Source organism: Halomonas smyrnensis AAD6, from assembly GCF_000265245.1.
GTDB lineage: Bacteria > Pseudomonadota > Gammaproteobacteria > Pseudomonadales > Halomonadaceae > Halomonas > Halomonas smyrnensis.
Map to the genome: position 1 here is coordinate 142,957 of NZ_AJKS02000001.1, position 18,167 is coordinate 161,123.

Here is an 18,167-nt window from a genome sequence, read left to right on the forward strand (position 1 = left end):
ACGCAAGGAACGATTCATGATGATCCCACGCCCCCTGCTGCTGTGCCTGCTATCGGCCGGACTGACCGGCTGTCAGTGGCTGCCTGCGCAGCTGTCGGGACAGCCCCGCGAGCCCGCGGTAGAGGAACATGCCGGCTGCTACGCCGAGATCCCCGACTTCGGCGAGCCGGCCTGCCTGCTGGAAGAGTGGGTGGCCCTGGGCCTCGCCTCCCAGCGGGGCGACCGTGAATGGCGCGATGTCACGCTCATGCGCGTCTCCGGCGACTCGCACGATCAGCGCCTGGCCCGGGCCGTGGTGATGGCCTGGGGCAACGAGCGTGAGTGGACCCAGGCCTCCGAACTGTTCAAGGCCGACCTCCACACGGCCCCCTCGCGGCTGCAGCCGCTGCTGCGCTACTGGCTCAACGAGCTGGAAGGGCGTCGCGCCCTGGGCCAGCGCCTGGAAGAGAGCCGTCAGGAACGCCTGGCGGTGGAGGAAGAAAAGGCCGCGCTGGACGAGAAGCTGGACGCTCTCACCGATATCGAGCGAAACATCAACTCGCGACAGCAGACCGAGTAAGCGGGAGACACGAACATGATGCCAAGCGGAAGCCCTCAAGCTCCGAACCAGGGAGCCAACATCCTGCTGGTGGATGACGACCCCAGCCTCCTCAAGCTGCTGGGCATGCGCCTGGAAAGCCGCGGCTATCGGGTGACCACCGCCGAGAGCGGACGCGCGGCCCTCAAGCACCTGGACGCCGGCAGCCCGGACCTGGTGCTCTCCGACATGCGCATGGACGAGATGGACGGCCTGGCGCTGTTCCAGGAGATCCAGCGCCGGCTGCCCGGCCTGCCGGTGATCATCCTCACCGCCCACGGCTCGATCCCCGACGCCGTGAGCGCGACCCGTCAGGGCGTGTTCGGCTTCCTGACCAAGCCGGTGGATCGCGAGGAGCTGTTCACCACCATCGACGAGGCGCTGAGCCAGTCCAGCGCCGCCGGCGGCAGCGACGGCGACGATCGCTGGCGCGAGGCGATCATCACCCGCAGCCCCGAGATGGAGCGGCTGCTCGAGCAGGCGCGGATGGTGGCCACCTCCGACGTCAGCGTGCTGGTCACCGGCCCCTCCGGTTCGGGCAAGGAGCTGATGGCCGAGGCGATCCACAAGGCCAGCCCCCGCGCCGACAAGCCGTTCGTCGCCATCAACTGTGGCGCGCTGCCCGAGCAGCTGCTGGAGAGCGAGCTGTTCGGCCACGCCAAGGGCGCCTTCACCGGCGCGATCAGCGAGCACAAGGGCCTGTTCCAGGCGGCCGACGGCGGCACCCTGTTCCTCGACGAGATCGGCGACATGCCGCTGCCGCTGCAGGTCAAGCTGCTGCGCGCCCTGCAGGAGCGCCAGATCCGCCCGCTGGGCTCCACCACCTCGGTGCCGATCGACGTGCGGCTGATCTCGGCCACCCATCGCGACCTGGGCCAGGCGATGCACGACGGCGAGTTCCGCGAGGACCTCTTCTACCGCCTCAACGTGGTCAACCTCAAGCTGCCGCCGCTCAAGGAGCGCGCCGAGGACGTGCCGCTGCTGGCCAAGCACCTGGTGGCCCAGGCCGCCGAGCGCCACAAGCCGTTCGTGAAGGGCTTCTCGCGCGAGGCCCTCAACCTGCTGGCGGGCTGCGCCTGGCCCGGCAACGTGCGCCAGCTGGTCAACGTGGTCGAGCAGTGCGTGGCCCTGACCAGCGCGCCGATGATCCCCGAGGCGCTGGTCGCCCAGGCGCTGGCCGCCGAGGACAATGCGCTGCCCACCTTCAGCGATGCCCGCGCCGGCTTCGAGCGCAGCTACCTGATCAAGGTGCTCAAGATCACCGAGGGCAACGTGACCCAGGCCGCACGCATCGCCGGGCGCAATCGCACCGACTTCTACAAGTTGCTGGCGCGCCACGAGCTGGAGCCCTCGACCTTCAAGCCGGGCACCGCGCAGAGCGAGGCGTCCTGACGCGAAAGCGTCAGTCGGCGTCCTCGTCGGGCAGCACCTCGAGGGCCAGTCGGCCCTCGCCGAGCCGCGCCGCCAGGCGCTCCCCGGGCCGGGTATCCGCCGCATGGCGGATCACCCGGCCTTCGTCGTTCTCGAGGATGGCATAGCCGCGGCCCAGCACCGCCAGCGGGCTGACCGCCTGCAGCTCGCGGGCGACGGCACCCAGCCGTTCGCGGTGATGGGCCAGCGCCCGGGGCATGGCCTGGTGCAGGCGCTGACGGGCCTGCGTCAGGCGCCGGGTCTCCTGCTCGAGGCGGCGCTCGGGCGAGCGCAGCGCCAGGCGCCGCCCGAGTTCCGCCTGGTGGCGGCGGGCGGCCGCCAGCCGTGCCTGCATGGCCCGCCGTAAACGCCCCTCCAGCTGCTCCAGCTGACGCCGCCGGAAGGCCAGCACCTCGCCGGGGTGGCGCAGCCGTGCGCCCAGGTGATCGAGCCGCTGGGCCTCGGTATCGAGCCGGGCGCGCTGGGCGCGGGTCAGTCGCTGCTCGAGCGCCCGCAGGCGCTGTGCGAGTTCGCGGGCATCGGGCACCAGCTGCTCCGCCGCCGCCGAGGGCGTGGGCGCGCGGCGGTCGGCGGCGAAGTCGGCCAGCGTCGTGTCGACCTCGTGGCCCACCGCCGACATCACCGGCAGCCGCGAATGGAAGATCGCCCGGGCCAGGTGCTCGTCGTTGAAGGCCCACAGGTCCTCGAGGCTGCCGCCGCCGCGGGTGATCAGGATGGCATCGCGCGCCGGGTCCAGCGCCGACTGACGGTTGAGCAGGCCCAGCGCGGCGATCATCGCCGGCGTCGCCTCGCGGCCCTGCACCGGCACCGGAATCAGCGTCACCTGGGCCAGCGGCCAGCGCGCGGCCAGCACCGCCAGCACGTCGCGGATCGCCGCCCCGGTGGGCGAGGAGAGCACCAGCAGGTGGCGTGGCGGATAGGGCAGGGCGCGGGTGTTGGCGAATACCCCCTCGGCGTCGAGCCTGGCCTTGAGGCGCTCATAGGCCGCCAGCAGTTCGCCTTCGCCCGTCGCCTGTACCGCCTCGGCGATCAGCTGGTAGTCGCCCCGCGGCTCGAACAGCGACACCCGGCCGCGCACCTTGACCCGGTCGCCGTCGCGCATCGGCGCGGCGACGAAGCGCGCGCGTGTGCGGAACAGCGCGCAGCGCAGCTGGGCCCGCTCGTCCTTGAGGGTGAAGTAGACGTGGCCCGACGAGGGCCGCGACACGCCGGACAGCTCGCCCTCGACCCAGACGTCGCCGACGTCCTGCTCCAGCGCCTGGCGGGCGCGGCGGTTGAGTTCGCTGACCGAGAGGGCGGTGTCGTCGCTGGGGGGCATGGGCATCCTGAGTGGGCAAGGGTCGGTGGCAGAGCGCCGGCGCCTCGTACTGTAGCGGATACCCGAGACTCGCCGCTAGGCGGGTGGCGGCGCCAGGCGCTTCAGCAGCGCCGGCAGGACCAGCACCAGCACGCTGATGCGCAGCAGGTGGTGGGTGGTCACGAAGGCCGGGTCGATGCCCAGCGTCAGCGCCACCAGGCTCAGCTCCGGGGCGCCGCCCGGCATGTAGGCGAGCAGTGCGGCGGCGGGAGAATAGCCGGTCAGCAGATGGCCGACCCAGGCGGCCAGCACGGCGATCGCCAGCAGCACCAGGGCCTGGCCGACGGCCATCACCAGCGTATGGCCGACCCGGGCCAGCGAGGTGCCGGCGAAGCGCACGCCCACCGAGATGCCGATCAGCACCTGGGCCAGGGCCAGCAGCGTCGGCGGCACCGCGGCGTGGGTGACGCCGGAGAGGTGCAGTGCCGCCGACACCAGCGCCGGGCCGAACAGCAGCGCGTTGGGCAGGCGCAGCAGGCGCGCCAGCCAGATGCCGCCGAGGCCGGCGGCCACGAGCCAGGCGGCATCGATGGGGGCGGGCAGCCACAGCCACTGTGCGAGGTCCGGCGTGGCGCCGGCCAGGTCGACGTGGCCGATCGCCTGCAGCACCGGCGGGATCGCCACCAGCAGCACCAGGATGCGCACCGCATGGGTCATGCCCACCACCCGCAGGTCGGCGCCGGAGGCCATGGCCATCACCGTGACCGTGGAGACCCCGCCCGGCACGCCGGCGTACAGCGATGTCTCCCGTGTGTGGCCGGCCACGCGCTGCGAGAACCACACCGAGAAGGCCATCATCACCGCCGTGGCCACCAGCATCACCGCCAGGCTCAGGCTCCACAGGCCCAGGTCGCCGGACATCTGCGGCGTGAAGGCCGAGCCCAGCATCACACCGATCACCACCAGCACGCCCTTGCGGCCGCGGCCCGGCGAGCGCAGCCGCACGCCGGCCAGGCTCGTCACGGTGGTGGCGATCATGGCGCCGAGCAGCCACGGCAGCGGCAGGTTGACGGCGAAGGCCAGCGCCCCGCCGGCGATGCCGAGCAGCAGGGTGGGCAGGAAGCGCAGCAGGGCGGCAAGGGTGGAGGGCAAGCGATATCCTTCAGGAGAGTGGTAAGTTCATGAGAAGGCTAAACAGTATACCGGCGAGCGCCGAGTCGGGCGACAGGGGCTGTGATCCGCCTCGGGCGGGCGTGAATCCCCCAGCGCCGCGACGCCTTCCTGGCCCGCTGGCGCCGAGAGTTCCGGCGCGACGACTGAGGGCGAATCGCTGCCCGGATTGCCGGAAAGCGGCCTGCGGCGTTATAATGGTTGATTAACTTCATCGCCCTCCCTCCACCAGCGCACTGGGTGTTGCCGACTATGCTACGTATGGCCCAAGAAGCTCTTACGTTCGATGACGTATTACTCGTTCCCGGCTATTCGGAGGTCCTGCCCAAGGACGTCAGCCTCCGCACACGCCTGACCCGCGACCTATACCTCAACATCCCGCTCCTCTCCGCCGCCATGGACACCGTGACCGAGGCTCGCCTGGCCATCGCGATGGCGCAGGAAGGGGGCATCGGCATCATCCACAAGAGCATGACCATCACCCAGCAGGCCGCCGAGGTGCGCAAGGTCAAGAAGCACGAGAGCGTGATCGTGAAGGATCCGGTCACCGTCGGCGCCAAGGCCAAGCTGGCCGACCTGCTGGCCATGGCCCGCGAGCACGGCTTCTCCGGCTTCCCGGTGGTGGAAGGCGAGACCCTGGTGGGCATCGTCACCGAGCGTGACATGCGCTTCCAGCCCAACCACGGCGACAGCGTGGCCGACATCATGACCCCGCGCGAGAAGCTGGTCACCGTGGCCGAGGGCACCGAACTCTCTGTGATCAAGGGCAAGATGCAGGAGCACCGCGTCGAGAAGATGCTGGTGGTGGACGACGAGTTCCGCCTGCGCGGCCTGGTCACCTTCCAGGACATCGAGAAGGCCCGCACCTTCCCCAACGCCGCCAAGGATGAGGACGGCCGCCTGCTGGTCGGCGCCGCCGTCGGCACCGGCCCCGAGACGCCGGACCGCATCGCCGCCCTGGCCGAGGCCGGCGTCGACGCCATCATCGTCGATACCGCCCACGGCCACTCCCGCGGCGTGATCGACCGCGTCGCCTGGGTCAAGGAGCACTTCCCGAAGATCCAGGTGATCGGCGGCAACATCGCCACCGCCGAGGCGGCCAAGGCGCTGGCCGAGGCCGGCGCCGACGGCGTCAAGGTCGGCATCGGCCCCGGCTCCATCTGCACCACCCGCGTCGTCGCCGGCGTCGGCGTGCCGCAGATCACCGCCGTCTCCAACGTCGCCGCGGCGCTCAAGCCCTACGACATCCCGCTGATCGCCGACGGCGGCATCCGCTTCTCCGGCGACCTGGCCAAGGCCATCGCGGCCGGCGCCAGCGCGGTGATGGTCGGCGGCCTGCTGGCCGGCACCGAGGAGGCCCCGGGCGAGGTCGAGCTCTACCAGGGCCGCACCTACAAGGCCTACCGCGGCATGGGTTCCATGGGCGCCATGTCCCAGACCCAGGGCTCCAGCGACCGCTACTTCCAGGACAAGGACGCCGGCGTCGAGAAGCTGGTGCCGGAAGGTATCGAAGGCCGCGTGCCCTACAAGGGCGTGATGGGCGCCATCGTCCACCAGATGATGGGCGGCCTGCGCGCCTCCATGGGCTACACCGGCTGCGCCAGCATCGACGAGATGCGCACCAAGCCGGAGTTCGTGAAGATCACCGGCGCCGGCTTCAACGAGTCCCACGTCCACGACGTGCAGATCACCAAGGAAGCCCCGAACTATCGTGCCGGCTGATGCCAGCCTGACGCCGTAGAACGATGAGCTGGAAGCGCGCCGCCGGGCGGCTTCCAGCTTTTCGCTTCCGGCCCGCGAAATTTGCTCCCCGTTTTGCCCGCCTCGTATAGGAATGGCCAGATGACCGACATTCACGCCCACAAGATCCTGATCCTCGACTTCGGCTCCCAGTACACCCAGCTGATCGCCCGCCGGGTCCGCGAGATCGGCGTCTACTCCGAGATCCGCGCCTTCGACATCACCGAGGAAGAGATCCGCGAGTACGCCCCCAACGGCATCATCCTCGCCGGCGGCCCGGAATCCGTCACCGAGCTGGGCTCGCCCCGCGCCCCGCAGTGCGTGTTCGAGATGGGCCTGCCGGTGCTCGGCATCTGCTACGGCATGCAGACCATGGCCGAGCAGCTCGGCGGCGCCGTGGAAGGCTCCAACAAGCGCGAGTTCGGCTACGCCCAGGTGCGCCTCGACCTCGAGACCGCGCTGTTCAAGGACATGGCCGACCACATCGACTCCGAGACCGGCAAGAGCCTGCTCGACGTGTGGATGAGCCACGGGGACAAGGTCGCCCAGGTGCCGGACGCGTTCAGCGTGACCGCTTCCACCCCGAGCTGCCCGATCGCCGCCATGGCCTGGGAAGAGAAGCGCTTCTACGGCGTGCAGTTCCACCCCGAGGTGACCCACACCCTGCAGGGCCAGCGCATCCTCGAGCACTTCGTGCTGGATATCTGCCAGAGCGAGCGCAACTGGACCCCGGCCCAGATCATCGAGGACCAGATCGCCCGCGTGCGCGAGCAGGTCGGCGACCGCCACGTGCTGCTGGGCCTCTCCGGCGGCGTGGACTCCTCCGTGGTCGCCGCGCTGCTGCACAAGGCCATCGGCGACCAGCTGACCTGCGTGTTCGTCGACAACGGCCTGCTGCGCAAGGACGAAGGCAACCAGGTGATGGAGACCTTCTCCCAGCACATGGGCGTGCGCGTGATCCGCTCCGACGCCGAAGACCTGTTCCTCGGCAAGCTCGAGGGCGTGGCCGACCCGGAAGAGAAGCGCAAGATCATCGGCAACACCTTCATCGACGTGTTCGACGAGCAGGCCGCCAAGATCGAAGGCGTGGACTTCCTCGCCCAGGGCACCATCTACCCGGACGTGATCGAGTCCGCTGCCTCAAAGACCGGCAAGGCCCACGTCATCAAGTCGCACCACAACGTCGGCGGCCTGCCCGAGACCATGAAGCTCAAGCTGGTCGAGCCGCTGCGCGAGCTGTTCAAGGACGAGGTGCGCAAGCTCGGCGTCGAGCTCGGCCTGCCCTACGACATGGTCTACCGCCACCCCTTCCCGGGGCCGGGCCTGGGCGTGCGCATCCTCGGCGAGGTGAAGAAGGAATACGCCGACATCCTGCGCGAGGCCGACGCCATCTTCATCGAGGAGCTGCACAACGCCGGCTGGTACCACAAGACCAGCCAGGCCTTCGCCGTCTTCCTGCCGGTGAAGTCGGTGGGCGTGGTCGGCGACGGCCGCCGCTACGAGTGGGTCATCGCCCTGCGCGCCGTGGAGACCATCGACTTCATGACCGCCCGCTGGGCGCACCTGCCCTACGAGCTGCTGGAGAAGGTCTCCAACCGCATCATCAACGAGCTCTCCGGCGTCTCCCGCGTCACCTACGACGTCAGCAGCAAGCCGCCCGCCACCATCGAGTGGGAGTGATCGAAGCGCTGCCGGGCATTAGCTGGTAGCCTTCGGGAGGCCACTCGAGACATCGGGTGGCCTTTTCATTGGCTCCTCCTGAGCCGCTCGATGCGGAGTAAGCGATGGACAGCGACGAAGAGATCTCGGCCGAGGCGCTGGCGTTTGCCCGGCAGAACAGGCAGCGCATCGCCCGAGAGCGGACGGATCGGGAGCGTTTTGCCCCTGAAGAACATCCTGTCTCCATCTTCATGGCGGGATCACCCGGCGCGGGCAAGACCGAGATATCCAAGGAGTATGTAACCGCCCTCGATGAGCTTCGTGAAGAAGGCATGGACGGCTTGGGCCGGATACTGCGCATCGATCCGGACGACCTTAGGACTGATCTGCCCGGCTACACCGGCAGCAATTCCTGGCTGTTCCAGCGGGCCGTATCGATCTTAGTGGAGAGAATACATGACCTGATGCTGAAACAGCGTCAGTCGTTCATCCTCGATGGGACGCTTGCCAGTCTCGACGTGGCTCGAAAGAACATCGAGCGCTCGCTGAACAAAGACAGAGATGTGCAGATTTTCTTTGTCTATCAGCATCCTAAACTCGCTTGGCAGTTCGTGTGCAGCCGTGAAGAGGTCGAGGGCCGAAATATCCCGCTCGATAGCTTCATCCGCCAGTTTCTGGGCGTTCAGGACGTCGTGCGGCAGATCAAGCAAGACTTCGGCGATCGGGTGACACTGGACATGATCGTCAAGAACAACGATGGTGCGAATCAGCTCTGGGAGGCGGACATCGATTCGATTGATGCCTACCTGCCCGAGCGCTACACTCGTGAGCAGCTAGAGAGTCTGCTCGTAGGTGAGGATTGAGCATGAAAGAACACGTCGCCAAGTCGACCCCCTTGACCCATTTTGCTCGCCACGCGACTGCTGAGCAGAAACAGGCGGTGCGTAACAAGGTGATCAGCAACGCCATTGCCCGCCAGAAGCGCGTCCTCGAGCAGGCCAAGGAACAGCGCTGACGGCAATCATTGCTGCGTGTCCTGAGATGAACACCAATGGAACCCGCCACAAGGCGGGTTCTTTTTTGCCTCGGGCCTGTGCCCCGGCTACTCTGCTCGCTCCCTTTCCGCCGAACCCCACCCAGGAGCCCCACCATGCCGACCCTCTCACGCCGCCAGGTCCTCGGGACGATAAGCGCCGCCGGCGCCATGCTGGCCGTTGGCCAGCCGGCATTTGCTAGTGCGTCCACCTCGTCCTCCGGTGCGGCTGATCTTGAGCGGCAGTTGGGTGAGCTGGAGCGGTCGGCCGACGATCGCGTGGGCGTGGCGCTGATGAACGTGGCTACCGGCGCGGTGGCGAGCCATCGCGGCCACGAGCGGTTCCTGTTCAACAGCACCGGCAAGTGCTTCATCGCCGCGGCGGTGCTGGCCCGGGTGGACGAGGGCCGCGAGACGCTGGATCGCCGCATCGTGATCGAGGAGGGCGATCTCGTCGGCTGGACGCCGGTCACCGAGAAGCGGCTGGGCGAGCCCGGCCTCACGGTCGCGGAGCTGTGCCAGGCGGCGGTGGCCTGGAGCGACAACGCGGCGGCCAACGCGCTGATCGAGAGCGTCGGCGGGCCGGAGGCGGTCACCGCCTTCCTGCGCGCCATCGGCGACGATACCACCCGACTGGATCGCGTCGAGCCCGCGCTGAACACCCACGACCACCCGGGCGACGAGCGCGACACCACCACGCCGCTGGCGATGATGGCGACGCTGCGCACCCTGCTGCTGGGCGATGCCCTGTCGCCCTCGTCGCGGCACCAGCTCGCGTCCTGGATGATCGAGGGCAAGGTCGGTGACGCCCGGCTGCGCGCCGGCATGCCGTCGTCGTGGCTGGTGGGCGAGAAGACCGGCACCAACGGCGTGGGCAACGCCAGCGATATCGGCATCGCCTGGCCGGGCGATCGCGGCGCGGTGATCGCCGTCGCCTATACCTTCATGCCCAACGCGACCGGCGCCGAGCGCGACGAGACCATCGCCGCCGTCGGACGGCTGGCCGCCCGGGTATAATGTCGCCCGGCGCGCCATCGGGCAGGGGGCGAGGGCGCGACCGTGAACACCGCCGGGGCATGAGCGCGTCATGCCGCGCGCCATGAACGCAGCAACAAAAGGGGATGGGCGACCCATGAGCATCACATCGTTCGAGGCGTTGGCCTGCCCGCTGGACGGCGCTTCCTCGAGGCCGTCCACTATCGGCCATCGCCGAGGCGGTCGGCCGCCCCGTGCTGGCGGAAGCGCCGACCGGCGCCACGCTGAGCTGCCTGAACCAATCGGATACGGACCCTAATTTATCTTCGCATCCGCGCCCATAAGGCCCCCATCGAGGCTGGCACCGAGCCGCTGATGGGAGCCGTTCGGACTCGGCTTCGAGATCTGATGGTACTCTCTTGAACGAGAGTAATCGTTGGGTGGCAGGACAATCTTGCCGCCTTGCTCATTCGTGAGCCTGCTGGTGCCGGTGGGGAAGGGCAGGCACCATGCGTGGCATACACGGTGTATCGACGTGCGCCCACGGCGCCGGGAGGCCAGTATGACTCGTACCACTCGCCTGCAGGAGCTCATCCGTCTCCTGCGCCATCGCCAGGAGCCCATGCCCGGCCCCGCACTTGCCGAGGCGCTGGGCTGCTCGCTGCGCACCCTCTACCAAGAGATCGCCGTGCTGCGCGCGGTGGGGATCGAGGTAGTCAACGAGCCCGGCCAGGGTTATGTGCTGCCGCCCGAGGTCACGCTGCCGCCGCCGGCCCTGGCGGAGCCCGAGGCGGCTGGGCAGGGCGATGGTGCCTTGCCCGAGCCAGCGCCCGCACCCGCCGAGCTGGTCTTCTATACCAATCCTCTCTCCCGTGGCGGCATCGTGCATTGGATGCTGGAGGAGCTCGGCGTCAATTATCGCACGGTGACGCTGGAGTACGGCGCCGCCATGAAGTCGTCGGAGTACATCGCCATCAACCCGTTGGGCAAGGTACCCGCCATCCGCCACGGCGACACCGTGGTGACCGAGGCCGCGGCCATCTGCGCCTACCTGGCCGATGCCTTCCCAGAGGCGGGGCTGGCTCCGTCGCCGGCCGCGAGGGGTGACTACTACCGCTGGCTGTTCCTCGCCGCCGGTCCACTGGAGAGCGCCATCGCCCTCAACACTCTGGGCGTTACGCCCACCCCGGAGCAGGCAATGCGCTTGGGCTGCGGCGACTACTGGTCCCTCATGGAGACCCTGGCCGGCGCCGTGGCGAACAGGCCCTTCATCGCCGGTGACGCCTTCAGCGCGGCGGATGTCTACGTGGGCTCGCACATCGGCTGGGGCATGCAGTTCGGCACCCTGCCGCGCCGGCCCGAGTTTGAGGCCTACTGGGCCGGCCTGCGCGAGCGCCCGGCCCTTCGGCGCTGCGAGGCCTCGGTTGACCTGGCGTTGGCCGGCGGCGCCTGATTCTCCCTCAGGAACGGTGCAGCTCTGTAGGGGCACGTCACTCAACGGCGGGATCAGTTTTTTTGCCTCGCGCCAGACCGCCCGGCGACTCTGCTCGCCGCGGGTCAGCCGGCATTTGCTAGCGTGTTCACCACATCCGCCGGTGCGGCTGATCTCGAGCGACAGTTGGGTGAGCTGGAGCGTTAGGCCGACGACCGCGTTGGCGTGGCGCTGATGAATGTGGCCACCGGCGCGGTGATCGCCGTCGCCTATACCTTCATGCCCGATGCGATCGGCGCCGAGCGCGACGAGACCATCGCCGCCGTCGGAAGGCTGGCCGCCCGCGTATAATGTCGCCCAGCGCGCCATCGGGCGGGGCCCGATGGCGCGACCGTGAACACCGCCGCGGCATGAGCGCGTCATGCCGCGCGGAAGGAACCCAGCAAAGGAAGGGGATCGGCGACCCATGAGCACCACATCGTTCGAGGCGCTGGCCTGCCCGCTGGACGGCGACCCGCTGGAGCGTCGCGACGGCGCCTGGCGCTGCCCGGCCGGGCACAGCTTCGATATCGCCCGCCAGGGCTACGTGCACCTGCTGCCGGTGCAGAACAAGCGCTCCCGCGATCCCGGCGACAGCAAGGCGATGGTGGCGGCGCGGCGGCGCTTCCTCGAGGCCGGCCACTATCGACCCATCGCCGAGGCCGTCGGCCGGGCCGTGCTGGCCGAAGCGCCCGCCGGCGGCACGCTGAGCTGCCTGGATGCCGGCTGCGGCGAGGGCTTTTATCTACGAGCGCTGCGCGAGCTTGCCGGTGTGGCGGCCGAGAGCGAGACCGCGCAGGGCGGGGCGGCCACGCTGTCGCTGCTGGGCGTGGACATCTCAAAGTGGGCGGTGCTGGCCGCCGCCAAGCGCGAGAAGGCCGCCACCTGGGTGGTGGGCACCAACGCCCAGCTGCCGGTGCAGGCAGAGAGCCTGGACCGCGTGCTGTGCCTGTTCGGCTTCCCCGTCTACCCGGAGTTCGCCCGGGTGCTGAAGCCGGGCGGCGAGCTGCTGCTGGTCGAGGCCGGGCCGGATCACCTGCGCGAGCTGCGCGAGATCATCTACCCCAGCCTGAAGCCGCCCCGCGAGGACGACGAGGTCGCGCCCGAGGGCTTCACGCGGAAGCCCGCCGAGGCGCTGCGCTATCCCATCGCGCTCGAGGGCGCCGAGCCCATCGCCGACCTGCTGGCGATGACGCCTCACCTGCACCGCGCCAGCGCCGAGGGGCGCGAGAGGGCCGCGGCGTTGACCTCGCTCGGCCTCACCGTGGACGTGCGGCTGACGCGGCTGGTGCGAACCTAGGGCGATCCGGCCCACCGCTGGCGCACACCCCCGGGTGGGGCGAAGGGTCGCAGTGGATAGGGCGCTAACCGGGCGCCATGTTAGCGTAGGCGCCTGACCCCACATTCCCAGGCCCTGGCGCGGCGCCCAAGCGCGCCGCGAGGGGCCGACAAGCGGAACCATGAACATGAGCCAACTCGAAGTCTCTCCCCTGCGTCGTCCCCGCCGGCTGCGTCAGTCGCCGGCCATGCGTGATCTGGTCCGGGAGCACGATTTCTCCCTCAACGACCTGGTGCATCCGATCTTCATCGAGGAAGGCATCGACGAACCCAAGGAGGTGTCCGCCATGCCGGGCATCGTCCGCTACCCGGAGGCCATGGTCGAGGCCGAGATCAAGGAACTGGCCGCGCTGGGCGTGCGCTACGTGATGCCGTTCGGCATCTCCCGGCACAAGGACGAGCTGGGCAGCGACACCTGGAACGACGAGGGCCTGCTGGCCCGCATGATCCGCACCATCAAGCAGGCCTGCCCGGAGATGGTGGTCATCCCGGACATCTGCTTCTGCGAATACACCAGCCACGGCCACTGCGGCGTGGTCGAGGACGGCCACGTCTGCAACGACGCCACGGTGGAGAACCTGGTCAAGCAGAGCGTCGCCGCGGCCCGCGCCGGCGCCGACATGCTCGCGCCTTCGGCGATGATGGACGGCCAGGTGCGCGCCATGCGCGAGGGCCTGGACGCCGCCGGCTTCGAGCAGGTGGCGATCCTCGCCCACTCGGCGAAGTTCGCCTCGGCGTTCTACGGCCCCTTCCGCACCGCGGTGGACAGCGAGCTCCAGGGCGACCGCAAGGGCTACCAGCTCGACATCGCCAACGGCCGCCAGGCGCTGGTCGAGGCGCTGCTGGACGAGGACGAGGGCGCCGACATCCTGATGGTCAAGCCGGGCACGCCCTACCTCGACGTGCTGGCCAACCTGCGTCAGCGCACCGACCTGCCGCTGGCCTCCTACCAGGTCGGCGGCGAATACGCCGGCATCAAGTACGCCGCCATGGGCGGCGCGCTGGACGAGCAGCAGGTGGTGTTCGAGACCCTGGTCGGCTTCAAGCGCGCCGGCGCCGACCTGATCGTCAGCTACTACACCAAGCAGGTGGCGGAGTGGCTGGCGGGGAAATAAGGCCCGACCCGCGCCGCGCCCTGCCGTGAGACGAGAACCACCGCCCGAGAGGGCGGTGGTTTTTTTGTGCGCGCGGGGAGGCCATCAGCCTCGCGGTGGGCGATAAGTGTGCCCTAAGGGGTTGATAGGATGCTAACGTGATCCCACGTGTTAGTCTGTTGCCAACATCCGATAGCCAGGAGGTCCCATGAGCCAAGGTAACGCGTACGTTCCGCCGAAGGTATGGAGCTGGGAGAAGGCCAGCGGCGGTACCTTCGCCAGCGTCAATCGCCCCATCGCCGGGCCGACCCACGACAAGGCGCTGCCGGTCGGGAAGCACCCGTTCCAGCTCTACTCCATGGGCACGCCCAACGGGGTGAAGGTCACGGTGCTGTTCGAGGAGCTGCTCGAGCTGGGCTATCAGGACGCCGAGTACGATGCCTGGCTGATCCGCATCGGCGACGGTGACCAGTTCGGCAGCGGCTTCGTCGATATCAACCCGAACTCGAAGATCCCGGCGCTGGTCGATCATGGCCCGGACGAGCCGATCCGGGTGTTCGAGTCCGGCTCGATCATGCTCTACCTGGCCGAGCGCTTCGGCGAGTTCCTGCCGGGCGACCTCGAGGGGCGCACCGAGACCATGAACTGGCTGTTCTGGCAGATGGGCAGCGCGCCCTTCCTCGGCGGCGGGTTCGGCCACTTCTACGCCTACGCGCCGGAGAAGCTGGAGTACCCGATCGACCGCTATGCCATGGAGACCAAGCGTCAGCTCGACGTGTTGAATCGCCGCCTGGCCGAGTCGCCCTATCTGGCCGGCGACGCGTACACCATCGCCGACATGGCCGTGTGGTCGTGGTACGGCCAGCTGGTGCTGGGCCGCCTGTACGACGCCGCCGAGTTCCTGAGCGTGCACGAGTACGAGCACGTGGTGCGCTGGGCCAAGGAGATCGATGCCCGTCCGGCGGTGCAGCGCGGCCGCATGGTCAACCGCACCTTCGGCGAGCCGGAGACGCAGCTGCACGAGCGTCACGACGCCAGCGACTTCCAGTACAAGACGCAGGACGTTATAAGCTCCTAACCATCTGGTCTTTGCACACAAGGCGCCGCGGGCCTAAGGTCCGCGGCGCTTATCGTTTCCGAAGAGGTCAAGATGTCCACTCTCCTGTTTCCCCTGTGGCGCGGCTATCGCGACAGCTCGCTGATCCTGCGCGTCACCATCGCCCTGGTGCTGGGCGCCGTGGTCGGCCTGATCGGCGGCCCGGCCGTCGGCCAGGCGCTGGCCCCGCTGGGCGAGCTGCTGATGCGGCTGTTGAAGTTCATCATCCTGCCCATCGTGCTGTTCACCCTGATGTCCGGCGTCAACCAGGGCCGCGACGGCAGCCTGGGGCGCATCGGGCGCAAGGTGTTCCTCTACTACCTGGTGACCTCGGCGCTGGCGATCGTCGTCGGCCTGACGGTGGCGAGCCTGCTGTCGCCGGGGGAGGGCATGACGCTCGAGGGCGCCGGCTCGGTGTCGGTACCGGAGAATCCCGGCATCCTCTCGGTGCTGCTCGGCATCGTGCCGACCAACATCGTCGGGGCCTTCGCCGAGCAGAACCTGCTCGGCATCATCTTCACCGCCCTGGTGTTCGGCCTGGCCGTGGCCCGGCTGCGCCAGTCCGAGACCCACGCCGAGCTGGGCGAGCGCCTGCATGGCCTGATCGAGGCGCTCAACGCCGCGACCCTCAAGGTGATGAGCGGCATCCTGCACGTGGTGCCGGTGGGCGTGTTCGCCATCGTCGCCGGCACCGTGGCGAAGCAGGGCGTCGGCACGCTGCTGTCGCTGGGCGACATGGTGGTGGTGCTCTACGTGGCGCTGGGCGTGCAGCTGCTGGTCTATCTCGGCCTGCTCAAGGGCTTCGGGGTGAGGGCACGCCACTTCTTCCGCGAGGCGCGCACGCCCATGGCCACCGCCTTCGCCACCCAGAGCAGCTCCGGCACCCTGCCGCTGACCCTGGACGCCGCGCGCCGGCTGGGGCTGTCCCGCGGGCTCTACGGCTTCAGCCTGCCGCTGGGCGCGACCCTGAACATGGACGGCGCGGCGATTCGTATCGCCATCTCGGCGGTGTTCGCCGCCAACGTGGCGGGCGCGCCGCTGGATCTGGCCAGCATGGCGCAGGTCGTGGTGGTCGGCACGCTGATCTCGGTGGGTACCGCCGGGGTGCCCGGTGCGGGCATCGTGATGATCGCCACGGTGTTCTCCCAGGTCGGCCTGCCGATCGAGGCCGTGGCGCTGTTGACCGCCATCGATGCCCTGGTCGGCATGGGTTGCACGGCGCTGAACGTCACCGGCGACCTGGTCGGCACCGCCGTGATCGGCCGCAGCGAGGGCGAACGCCTGAGCGAGCGGCCCGTCGAGGACGACGAGGCGGCCACGGAAGGCGCCCGCGCGTGAGCGGGGTGGCACGGCACGCTGCCGAGCCGAGTCGCTGAGACGAGAAAACCCGCCATTCGGCGGGTTTTCTCATGCGGCGTCACTCGTCGTCCGGGGCCCGCATGGCGAAAGCGAGGCGAGGGCGCTCGAACGGAACGGAAACGCCACAACGAAAAGGGCCCGCCGAAGCGGGCCCTTTTCTGGTGAACCGAGGCTCACCGGGTCATCGCGATCCGGGGATCAGTCGATGGCCTTGATGTTAGAGGCCTGGAGGCCCTTCTTGCCCTGAGTCACGTCGAAGGAGACCTGTTGGCCTTCCTGCAGGGACTTGAAGCCTTCAGCCTGAATTTCGGAGAAGTGGGCGAACACGTCATCGCTGCCGTCGGACGGAGAAATGAAGCCGAAACCCTTGGAATCGTTGAACCACTTGACGGTACCAGTAGCCATGTATAAATCCTCTCGCGCTAAGCGCCTAGTAAAGTTTCTGGTATTACCCAGGATCAGTAGCGGGTACAACAAGAAATACAATTACAGGCGGTCGAAAGAAATCGATTGCTTCTGGAACCATGCTGCTTGCTCACCAACTGGCGCCACATTGTCACGTCCGGCCGTCCAGGTCAAAGGCTTTCGACGATTATTTTCTCCGCGTGCTCGGCGCACGCCGCCGGTCGGGCTCAGGACGCGATGAGCAGCCTGCCATCGGCGACGCGGCCGGGGGCGCCGTAGCGCCAGGGGCGGTTGTGCAGGCCGTGGCCGCTGGGCAGGCCGGTGTAGAGCGGCAGGCCGAGCGGGGCCAGGGTCTCGGCGACGATGGCCTCGAGCGGCGTGTCGCCGTAGGGCCGGCAGCCCTCGAAGGTGCCCAGGCACACCGCGGCGGCGTGCTCCAGGGCGCCGCCGTGCACCAGCTGCCACAGCGCGCGCTCCAGGCGGTAGTAGGGCTCGCCCACGTCCTCGAGGATCACCAGCGAGCCGGGCGGGGCGCAAAAGCCGGCGGGCGTGCCGATCAGGCTGGCGATGGTGGCGAGGTTGCCGCCGGTGACCGGCCCTTCGAGGCGGGTCGGCGCGTTCGCCCAGGGGGTGAGGGGGTAGTCGAGGGCGGTCGGCCCGTTGATCAGCGCCAGGGTCTCCTCGAACTGGCGGCGCACGATGTCGCGCTCGTCGGCCTCGCCTGTTCCGTCACCCCCGAGCAGGTCGCCGGCGGCCTTGGCCACCGGGCCGTGGATCGCCGGCACGCCGTGGCGGTGGCAGTGGTCCAGCAGCACGGTGACGTCGGAGTAGCCGATCAGCGGCTTGTTCGCCCGGGCCAGGCGGTCCCAGTCGATGCCGTCGACCAGCTGGGCGGCGCCGTAGCCGCCGCGCACCGCCCACACCGCCCGGGTCTCGGGGTCATCGAAGGCGGCATGCAGCCGGGCCAGGCGATGCTCGCGGCTGCCGGCCAGGTAGCGTTCGGGGGCCTGCAGCGGTGCCTCGACGTGAACCTCCACGCCCAATGCCTCCAGGCCGCGAATGCCGGCATCGATGGCGTCGGGGGCGGTGAAGGACGATGGGGCGATGAGGCTGACGGCGAGCGGCATGGAAGACTCCACGTGGACGATGGGCGCAGCCCGGCATTGTCGGCGGGATGCGGGCGGCTGTCACGGGGCGGCGGCCGTCATGATCGTGGCGTGTGTCGGGGATGAACGCCTCGGAGCCTCAGTCGAGGCGCCTGTCGGGAGGCGTCTCGAGCCGGTCTTCGTGTCGATCTTCGAGCCGATCTTCGAAAAAGTCGGCCAGGGCCGTCAGGGCGAGGGTCTGGAGCCGGGCGGTGTCGGCCCAGCATTTCAGGACATAGCTGTCGAAGATCGCGGTGGTGGACGGCATGGTGGCGGTCCTCTCGGGGGAGATACCGTCAGTGTAGCTCGTTTTGTTGCAGTGCAGCATGGCGATTCGGTGACCGTTGCCGCCCCGCCCATGGCAGGGCGGCGGATCG

The 18,167-nt window shown here is 68.9% G+C and carries 18 protein-coding genes; 13 read left to right on the forward strand and 5 right to left on the reverse strand.

Annotated elements, in window-relative coordinates; all coding sequences use genetic code 11:
* Positions 1–16: 16 nt before the first annotated feature.
* Together UYS_RS0200620 and glrR are read left to right on the forward strand one after the other, a co-directional pair.
* Positions 17–559, forward strand: coding sequence for a hypothetical protein (locus UYS_RS0200620; protein WP_016853552.1), 543 nt, complete (start codon positions 17–19; stop codon positions 557–559).
* A gap of 15 nt (positions 560–574) precedes the next feature.
* On the forward strand, positions 575–1,969 hold the full coding sequence (gene glrR / locus UYS_RS0200625; protein ID WP_026068254.1) for a two-component system response regulator GlrR: 1,395 nt from the start codon (positions 575–577) through the stop codon (positions 1,967–1,969).
* Positions 1,970–1,979: 10 nt separating this feature from the next.
* Here glrR and xseA read toward each other — a convergent pair whose 3' ends face one another.
* Together xseA and UYS_RS0200635 are read right to left on the reverse strand one after the other, a co-directional pair.
* Positions 1,980–3,326, reverse strand: coding sequence for an exodeoxyribonuclease VII large subunit (gene xseA / locus UYS_RS0200630; protein ID WP_016853554.1), 1,347 nt, complete (start codon positions 3,324–3,326; stop codon positions 1,980–1,982).
* Positions 3,327–3,401: 75 nt separating this feature from the next.
* Positions 3,402–4,457 (reverse strand): AbrB family transcriptional regulator, encoded by a 1,056-nt coding sequence (locus UYS_RS0200635; protein WP_016853555.1) that lies wholly within the window; start codon positions 4,455–4,457, stop codon positions 3,402–3,404.
* 270 nt (positions 4,458–4,727) lie between these two features.
* Between UYS_RS0200635 and guaB the strand changes: the two genes are divergently transcribed.
* From guaB to UYS_RS0200690, 11 genes are all read left to right on the forward strand, one after another.
* Positions 4,728–6,197, forward strand: coding sequence for an IMP dehydrogenase (gene guaB / locus UYS_RS0200640; RefSeq protein WP_026068255.1), 1,470 nt, complete (start codon positions 4,728–4,730; stop codon positions 6,195–6,197).
* Between the two features lie 120 nt (positions 6,198–6,317).
* A complete protein-coding gene (guaA, locus tag UYS_RS0200645) occupies positions 6,318–7,895 on the forward strand; it encodes a glutamine-hydrolyzing GMP synthase (RefSeq protein WP_016853557.1) in 1,578 nt (525 codons plus the stop codon).
* A 104-nt stretch (positions 7,896–7,999) separates the two neighbouring features.
* Positions 8,000–8,737, forward strand: a complete 738-nt coding sequence (locus UYS_RS0200650; protein ID WP_016853558.1) for a zeta toxin family protein — start codon at positions 8,000–8,002, stop codon at positions 8,735–8,737.
* A 2-nt stretch (positions 8,738–8,739) separates the two neighbouring features.
* Positions 8,740–8,889 (forward strand): hypothetical protein, encoded by a 150-nt coding sequence (locus tag UYS_RS18620; protein ID WP_016853559.1) that lies wholly within the window; start codon positions 8,740–8,742, stop codon positions 8,887–8,889.
* A 135-nt stretch (positions 8,890–9,024) separates the two neighbouring features.
* Entirely contained in the window at positions 9,025–9,924 is a 900-nt protein-coding gene (gene bla, locus UYS_RS0200660; RefSeq protein ID WP_026068256.1) for a class A beta-lactamase, read from the forward strand.
* 520 nt (positions 9,925–10,444) lie between these two features.
* Positions 10,445–11,335, forward strand: coding sequence for an HTH domain-containing protein (locus tag UYS_RS17790; protein ID WP_016853561.1), 891 nt, complete (start codon positions 10,445–10,447; stop codon positions 11,333–11,335).
* A gap of 204 nt (positions 11,336–11,539) precedes the next feature.
* Positions 11,540–11,665 carry a hypothetical protein gene (locus UYS_RS18950; RefSeq protein ID WP_272943079.1) on the forward strand — a complete coding sequence of 42 codons (126 nt, stop codon included), beginning with the start codon at positions 11,540–11,542 and terminating at the stop codon, positions 11,663–11,665.
* Positions 11,666–11,780: 115 nt separating this feature from the next.
* Positions 11,781–12,653: a putative RNA methyltransferase gene (locus UYS_RS0200675; protein WP_016853563.1), complete on the forward strand. Its 873-nt coding sequence runs from the start codon at positions 11,781–11,783 to the stop codon at positions 12,651–12,653.
* A gap of 166 nt (positions 12,654–12,819) precedes the next feature.
* Positions 12,820–13,806 carry a porphobilinogen synthase gene (gene hemB / locus UYS_RS0200680; protein ID WP_016853564.1) on the forward strand — a complete coding sequence of 329 codons (987 nt, stop codon included), beginning with the start codon at positions 12,820–12,822 and terminating at the stop codon, positions 13,804–13,806.
* Between the two features lie 187 nt (positions 13,807–13,993).
* Positions 13,994–14,863 carry a glutathione-dependent disulfide-bond oxidoreductase gene (gene yghU, locus UYS_RS0200685; RefSeq protein ID WP_016853565.1) on the forward strand — a complete coding sequence of 290 codons (870 nt, stop codon included), beginning with the start codon at positions 13,994–13,996 and terminating at the stop codon, positions 14,861–14,863.
* 72 nt (positions 14,864–14,935) lie between these two features.
* Complete coding sequence (locus UYS_RS0200690) at positions 14,936–16,219, forward strand: dicarboxylate/amino acid:cation symporter (RefSeq protein WP_016853566.1); 1,284 nt, start codon at positions 14,936–14,938, stop codon at positions 16,217–16,219.
* A 219-nt stretch (positions 16,220–16,438) separates the two neighbouring features.
* Here the strand turns inward: UYS_RS0200690 and UYS_RS0200695 are convergent, their stop codons facing one another.
* From UYS_RS0200695 to UYS_RS18305, 3 genes are all read right to left on the reverse strand, one after another.
* On the reverse strand, positions 16,439–16,645 hold the full coding sequence (locus UYS_RS0200695) for a cold-shock protein (RefSeq protein WP_016853567.1): 207 nt from the start codon (positions 16,643–16,645) through the stop codon (positions 16,439–16,441).
* A gap of 227 nt (positions 16,646–16,872) precedes the next feature.
* Complete coding sequence (locus UYS_RS16660) at positions 16,873–17,772, reverse strand: S66 peptidase family protein (RefSeq protein WP_016853568.1); 900 nt, start codon at positions 17,770–17,772, stop codon at positions 16,873–16,875.
* Between the two features lie 118 nt (positions 17,773–17,890).
* The gene (locus UYS_RS18305; protein ID WP_156821514.1) at positions 17,891–18,118 is read right to left on the reverse strand and encodes a hypothetical protein; all 228 of its coding nucleotides are present in this window, start codon (positions 18,116–18,118) and stop codon (positions 17,891–17,893) included.
* Positions 18,119–18,167: the final 49 nt, after the last annotated feature.

Bases quoted from the DNA above. Each gene is read 5' to 3' on its own strand.
- UYS_RS0200695 (WP_016853567.1), bottom strand. From the start codon at position 16,645: ATGGCTACTGGTACCGTCAAGTGGTTCAACGATTCCAAGGGTTTCGGC.
- bla (WP_026068256.1), top strand. From the start codon at position 9,025: ATGCCGACCCTCTCACGCCGCCAGGTCCTCGGGACGATAAGCGCCGCC.
- UYS_RS0200690 (WP_016853566.1), top strand. From the start codon at position 14,936: ATGTCCACTCTCCTGTTTCCCCTGTGGCGCGGCTATCGCGACAGCTCG.
- UYS_RS0200650 (WP_016853558.1), top strand. From the start codon at position 8,000: ATGGACAGCGACGAAGAGATCTCGGCCGAGGCGCTGGCGTTTGCCCGG.
- UYS_RS18620 (WP_016853559.1), top strand. From the start codon at position 8,740: ATGAAAGAACACGTCGCCAAGTCGACCCCCTTGACCCATTTTGCTCGC.
- UYS_RS17790 (WP_016853561.1), top strand. From the start codon at position 10,445: ATGACTCGTACCACTCGCCTGCAGGAGCTCATCCGTCTCCTGCGCCAT.
- yghU (WP_016853565.1), top strand. From the start codon at position 13,994: ATGAGCCAAGGTAACGCGTACGTTCCGCCGAAGGTATGGAGCTGGGAG.
- UYS_RS0200620 (WP_016853552.1), top strand. From the start codon at position 17: ATGATGATCCCACGCCCCCTGCTGCTGTGCCTGCTATCGGCCGGACTG.
- hemB (WP_016853564.1), top strand. From the start codon at position 12,820: ATGAGCCAACTCGAAGTCTCTCCCCTGCGTCGTCCCCGCCGGCTGCGT.
- UYS_RS18305 (WP_156821514.1), bottom strand. From the start codon at position 18,118: ATGCTGCACTGCAACAAAACGAGCTACACTGACGGTATCTCCCCCGAG.
- glrR (WP_026068254.1), top strand. From the start codon at position 575: ATGATGCCAAGCGGAAGCCCTCAAGCTCCGAACCAGGGAGCCAACATC.
- guaA (WP_016853557.1), top strand. From the start codon at position 6,318: ATGACCGACATTCACGCCCACAAGATCCTGATCCTCGACTTCGGCTCC.
- UYS_RS0200675 (WP_016853563.1), top strand. From the start codon at position 11,781: ATGAGCACCACATCGTTCGAGGCGCTGGCCTGCCCGCTGGACGGCGAC.
- guaB (WP_026068255.1), top strand. From the start codon at position 4,728: ATGCTACGTATGGCCCAAGAAGCTCTTACGTTCGATGACGTATTACTC.
- UYS_RS16660 (WP_016853568.1), bottom strand. From the start codon at position 17,772: ATGCCGCTCGCCGTCAGCCTCATCGCCCCATCGTCCTTCACCGCCCCC.
- xseA (WP_016853554.1), bottom strand. From the start codon at position 3,326: ATGCCCCCCAGCGACGACACCGCCCTCTCGGTCAGCGAACTCAACCGC.